The following is a 5,265-nucleotide window of genomic DNA, read 5'->3' as shown; positions in this document are numbered from 1 at the left end:
CCAGCCACACCGGCTGCCCGCCCACCTGCATGCGGGCCACGAGCCCGTGGTAGCTGCGTTCCGGCACCAGCGTGAGCTTGCGATCGCGCGCGAGCGCATCGATCCACCAGAAGCCCGCGTTGTGCCGCGTGGCTTCGTACTCGGGGCCGGGATTGCCGAGGCCGACGAACAACTTGATCATGGAGCGGAATTATCGGCGCCGCCGCCCGCCAAAAAAGTGCCGGTGTCAAGTCTTTCGTGTAAATCACGAAGGGCTTGAAACCGTATGTGGGGCAGTAGGTTAGCTCTTTTCGGGGCCGCTTTGCAGCACTGCGGCTTCGTGGGCTAGGAGCCACATAAGAGCGTCGGGAGGGGAAGCCGCATCGCACTGTGTCGTGCTTGATTGCCGAGGAACGGCGGGCCTGCCGCATCATCATAGCCCAAGAGGCTTGGCGGCATCCAGAACGAAGAACGCGCAGCCTTGGGGCTGCGCGTTCGATGGATGCGGCGGGCGATGTACGACACCATCATGCCGGCTTCGATGGCGCGCTCCGCGTGGCCGTGCCCTTCCTGAATCCCCTGTCTCCCGCCATGAAGGCTTCCAGCATGTGCGGGATCAGCGTCATGGCATCTACCGCCTCGCCATACGCCTGCGCGTGCAGCGCGGCGTAGCGATCGAGGTCGGCTTTCAGGCTGGCCGGACAGGCGAAGGTCAGCTTGACGCTTTCGGTCTTGGGCAGCGGCCCGAGCCGCAGCTTCTTGGTCGTGCTCATTGCGAAGCCCCCCGGTTGAAGAACAGCGGCTGGTACGGCCGCAGCACAAGATCCCGGTTGACGATGATCCGCACCGGCAGGCCGGGCCGGCTGGTCAGCGTGGGTTGGATGTTCATGTTGCGCCGGGTCATCTCCTGGCCGACCTGATTGATGCTGTCCTGTGCGCTGTCGCGTCCGGCGATGACGATGCGGTTGCCGTCCTGGCGGTTCTCCGGCGCGGCCAGCTCGGCGCCAACGCCCAGCAGCGTCGTCAGCACAGCACCGGCGACGATGCGATCCCAATGCCAGTCCACGTCGTCTTCCAGGCCGGCGTAGCCGGCCGGGTCGGTGCCCACGAGGTTGTCGAGCGTCAGCGAGGACGTATCGGGCAGGATGATCCGGTTCCACACCACCTGCACGCGGCTCTGCCCGTAGCTGACCTGGCTGTTGTAGCGTCCGAGGATGCGCGATCCCTGCGGGATCAGCAGGAACTTGCCCGTGGCCGTGTCATAGACCGGCTCTGTCACCGTGGCGATCACGTCGCCCGGCAAGTCCGACTTGATACCTGTCACCAGCGCGCCGGCGATCACCGTGCTCGCCATCACCTGATAAGGCGATGCCGGCAGCGCCAGGTTGCCGGAATTGCGGGTTTCCGTAGAGCCGCCTTTCAGGAATGCCTCTTTCTGGTCTTGCCGGTTCTGCACGGCGGTCGGATCGGCTGGCTGTGCAGCCACAGAGGCCGGCCCGGCAGCGAGTGGGTCGAAGGCCGCGAGCGCGCTGGCAGCGCCAGGCACCCCCGGCGCCGCCTGCGCCACCGTGGCGGCGGCCTGGCCTTGGCCGCCCGAGCGGAAGAACACCGACGAAGCCGCCGCCGCATCAGCTTCCTTGCGCAAGGCATCCTCGGGATCGTGACCCGGAGGCGTATAGGCCGGTGTCACCGGCTGCTGCGAGTTCACGATGGCCGGGCCAAGATCGCCCGGTAGTGGCGGCCCCAGTTCGGGTGCGGCGGGCGGCAAGGCCGGCAGCTTCGAGTAATCGGTTGGCAGCGCGTCCAGCCCTTCGGACTTCGACACGCGATCGACGTTGTAAAGCTCGGCCTGCTCGCTGGCTCCGCGCCGCTGCGGCTGCAATGACCAGATCGTGGCCCCGAACACGGCGACCGACAGGCCGCCGGCAAGGATGGCCAGCGTGCGCCGATTCAGGCGCGTGACCGGGCGCGGCTGGGCGCGCAGCGCCACCGCCTCGGGCGCTACCTTGCCCGCCTGCGGCGTGGCAAGGTCAGGGGCGTCGTCTTGGCTCATGGTCAGTTCCTCCGCGCAACGCCGTCCGTGCGCTCGATTCGCACCACGTCGCCCTTGTCACTGCCCAGGCGCAGTTCGGCCGCGCCGAACAGCCGATCCACGATGTAGTACGGCGAGCGGAAGCGGTAGTTCACCAGTTGTCCATCGCCCTGCGCGCCGATGACGAACAGCGGTGGCAGCTCGCCTTGCGCGATGCCCGGCGGAAACTGGATATAGACCTTCTCGCCGTCATCGAAGGCGCGCAGCGGCTTCCACGGCGGATTGCTGCCGCTGATCGCGTAGCGGAACCGCAGCTTCTCCAGCGACAGTCCGGTATCGACCGGGGCGGCGGCACTGGCCGCCTGCGCCTGGCGCTGCAATGCCAGCATCCGGTCGCGCGGGTACTCCCATGACGCCGACGCCATCCACGTCTTTTCCGTCGAGGTCAGCTCAAGCAAATAGGTGCGGCGGCTGGTAGTGATGACGAGGTTGGTCTTGAGGCTCGAGCGAATCGGCTTGACCAGCACGTTCACGCGCAACTCGGCGCCGCTGCCGCTGGACGTGTCACCCACGATCCAGCGCACGGTATCGCCGGCGGCTACCGTCACCAGTTCTTCGCCCGGCTGGAGCGAAATCACGGTCACGCGACCCACGGCGGCATAGACCTGATACAGCGCGCCATCGGTGAAGGGCCAGACTTGAATCGCGTTGACGTAGCCCTCGCGCGTGGGTGCGACGCGGGCCTCGGCATTGGCGCGCGAGACGCGCACCTTCTCGTCGGCCGGTTCCGGCGTGGGTTTGGCGTCTTCTGCTTCGGGCGCTGGCTTCAACTGCGCCGGCATCGGCAACACCTCGGGTACGGCCACCACCTCCACCGGCGCGGGCGGCTCGGGCAGCGGCTGAGCCTGCACCGGCTCATCGAGCGAAATCACCGGCGGCGGTTTGCCCTGCGTGGCGCAGCCCGCCAGGGCCGCAAGCATCAGCACGGAAACGTAAATACGGAAAGACAGGTTCATGGCTTGGCTCCTTCGGAAGAATCCAGTTCTCGGCTCCACGACAAGCCGTTGACGTAGATGCCCAGGGGGTTCTTGCGCAGGCGTTCTTCGGTGCGCGGCGGCTGGAGCACGATGGACACCACGGCCGTCCACCGCTCTAGGCCAGCCGCGGCGCCGTTGACGTAGCGGCGTTCCGTCCAGCGCACGTTGAAAGACGTGTCGCTGGCGCGCACGACGCTGGCGATCTGCACTGTCACCGACTCCCTGCCGATGCGTGCGAATGGGTCGTTGACCCGCGCGTAGTCGTTGAGCACGGCTGCGCCCTTGTCGGTCGTATAGTCGTAGGCGTCCAGCCAGTTTTGGCGGACGACGATGGGGTCGATGGACAGCGAGCGCACCAGCGTCACGAAGCGCGCAATGTGGTGCGCGGTCTGCGCATCGTTGGGCCGGTAAGGCGTGGCGGCTTCGCCGACGGCGCGCACCTGGCCCGCGCTGTCCACCTCCACCACGTAGGGCGTCACGATGGACTGCGCCGAGCGCCACACCAGGCCGCCAGCCATCAGCAGCGCGAGTGTCAGGCAACCGAAGGCCATCAGCCGCCAGTTCTTCGCCTGCACGCGCGGCGAGCCGATACGCTCGTCCCATACCTGGCCGGCAGCTTGGTACGGCGTGGCAGGCTGCGGCGTGTCGGCATAGCGCACCTGCGGTTTCTTGAATCGCATTGTCAGTTCTCCTTATGAATCGGAATCGCGCAGGCTCGGCCCCTGGCCGGAGCCGCCGCCGTCGCCGCCGCGCAGCGCATGGGCGGTGGTGGTCGCGGCATGGGTGAGTTGCTGGCGGCGATGCAGCCGCTTGGCCCAAGCGGGCTGTGTATTGGCTGCGCCGGACGTGGCCTCGCCTGCGGCGGCCTGGCCGGATGCTCCGGCTGCCGAGTCGCCGTCAGCCGCCTGGCCGTTCCAACCAGAGCGGAAGGGAGCTGCCATGCGTTGCCCAGCAGCGGAAGCACGGGATGCGATGCCGCGCCCGGCGGACTGCGCGCCGGTCTTGGCGACGTTGCCCAAGCCGGCCATCGCGCCCTTCGCGCCACCGCCTGCGGCGGCGGAACCGGCCTGAAACGCCGAGCGTGCGCTGCTGGCCGTCGAGGCGGCAGCACGCGCGCCGCTGCCAGCGAGCTTGGCGGCGGCAGGCGCCATGCGCGCCCCGGCCATGACGGCGCCGCCTACGCCCGTCGCGGCAGCGCCGACGGCAACGGCCGTGCCGGCGGCGCCGACAGCGGCCCCGGCCATCGCGCCCGCGCCGAGTTGCGGCGCACCGGACACCAGGCCCGTGGCGATACCGGGGCCGAAGATCCCGAGCGCCAGCAAGGTGAGCGAGGCCAGCATGATGACCAGCGCATGGTCGATGGAAGGCTCGGCGGGATGGACTTGGAACTCCGCGAACACGCCCGAACCGATGCCGACGATGACAGCCAGCACCAAGACCTTGACGCCAGACGACACCACGTTGCCAAGCACCTTTTCCGCCAAGAAGCTCGTCTTATTCCAGAGCGCGAAAGGCACCAGCACGAAGCCTGCGAGCGTGGTCAGCTTGAACTCGATCAACGTGATGAATAGCTGGATCGCCAGCACGAAGAAGCTCAAGACCACAATCAGCCAGGCGAGGAACATCACCGTGATGGCGTCAAGATTGACGAACACCTCGGGGAAGCCGGCCATCTCGCCGACTTGCTCCAGAATCGGCGCTCCTGCGTCGATGCCGGTTTTCGCCAGCCGGCCCGGCTGCAAGAAGTTCTCCATCGTGATGGCCGAGCCGGTGGCGGTGATGCCCAGCCCGGCGAAGGAGCGGAACACGATGCCGGCCAGCCAGTTGAAGTTGCCGATGATGTAGGCGAAGGCACCGACGTAGAGCACCTTGCGCAGCAGCTTGGCGATGACGTCCTCGCCCTGGCCGGTGGCGTGGCTCATCGCCCAATACAGTCCGGCGATCGTCATGTCGATGACGATCAGCGTTGCGGTGAGGAAGGCCACTTCGCCCTGCAACAGCCCGAAACCCGAGTCGATGTAGGCGGCGAAGATACTGAGGAAGCGGTCGATGATGGTCACGTCATTCATGGCGCGTCCTCTTGATCGGATGCGGCCGGCGATTCGCTGCCGTCGTCCGATTCGGCCGGTGCATCGAAACTTGGCGGGATCGGCGGCAGGTCGGCCAGCGTCTGGTACTCATCCGGCCCGGCCTGGCCGGAGAAGAAGCGCCGCCGGA

At 67.3% G+C, this 5,265-nt stretch carries 5 protein-coding genes and 1 pseudogene; all 6 read right to left on the bottom strand.

All coding sequences use genetic code 11. The annotated features are described in order from the left end of the window. Positions 1–181, bottom strand: a pseudogene (locus tag APY03_RS44670) (aminoacyl-tRNA hydrolase); the annotation flags it as partial. A gap of 325 nt (positions 182–506) precedes the next feature. Beyond that, positions 507–752, bottom strand: a complete 246-nt coding sequence (locus APY03_RS28200) for a DUF2274 domain-containing protein (RefSeq protein WP_028240142.1) — start codon at positions 750–752, stop codon at positions 507–509. Next, positions 749–2,032 (bottom strand): TrbI/VirB10 family protein, encoded by a 1,284-nt coding sequence (locus APY03_RS28195; RefSeq protein ID WP_028240143.1) that lies wholly within the window; start codon positions 2,030–2,032, stop codon positions 749–751. Before APY03_RS28195 ends, APY03_RS28200 begins: the two co-directional genes overlap by 4 nt. A gap of 2 nt (positions 2,033–2,034) precedes the next feature. Then, positions 2,035–3,027: a P-type conjugative transfer protein TrbG gene (gene trbG, locus APY03_RS28190; protein WP_028240144.1), complete on the bottom strand. Its 993-nt coding sequence runs from the start codon at positions 3,025–3,027 to the stop codon at positions 2,035–2,037. After that, on the bottom strand, positions 3,024–3,728 hold the full coding sequence (gene trbF, locus APY03_RS28185) for a conjugal transfer protein TrbF (RefSeq protein ID WP_028240145.1): 705 nt from the start codon (positions 3,726–3,728) through the stop codon (positions 3,024–3,026). The genes trbG and trbF overlap by 4 nt, the downstream gene beginning before the upstream one ends. Positions 3,729–3,740: 12 nt before the next feature. Next, positions 3,741–5,117 (bottom strand): P-type conjugative transfer protein TrbL, encoded by a 1,377-nt coding sequence (trbL, locus tag APY03_RS28180; protein ID WP_028240146.1) that lies wholly within the window; start codon positions 5,115–5,117, stop codon positions 3,741–3,743. Positions 5,118–5,265 lie beyond the last annotated feature (148 nt).

The sequence above is a fragment of the Variovorax sp. WDL1 genome (assembly GCF_001541225.1).
Classification (GTDB): Bacteria; Pseudomonadota; Gammaproteobacteria; order Burkholderiales; family Burkholderiaceae_C; genus Variovorax.
This window is presented reverse-complemented; position numbering and strand designations above follow the sequence as displayed.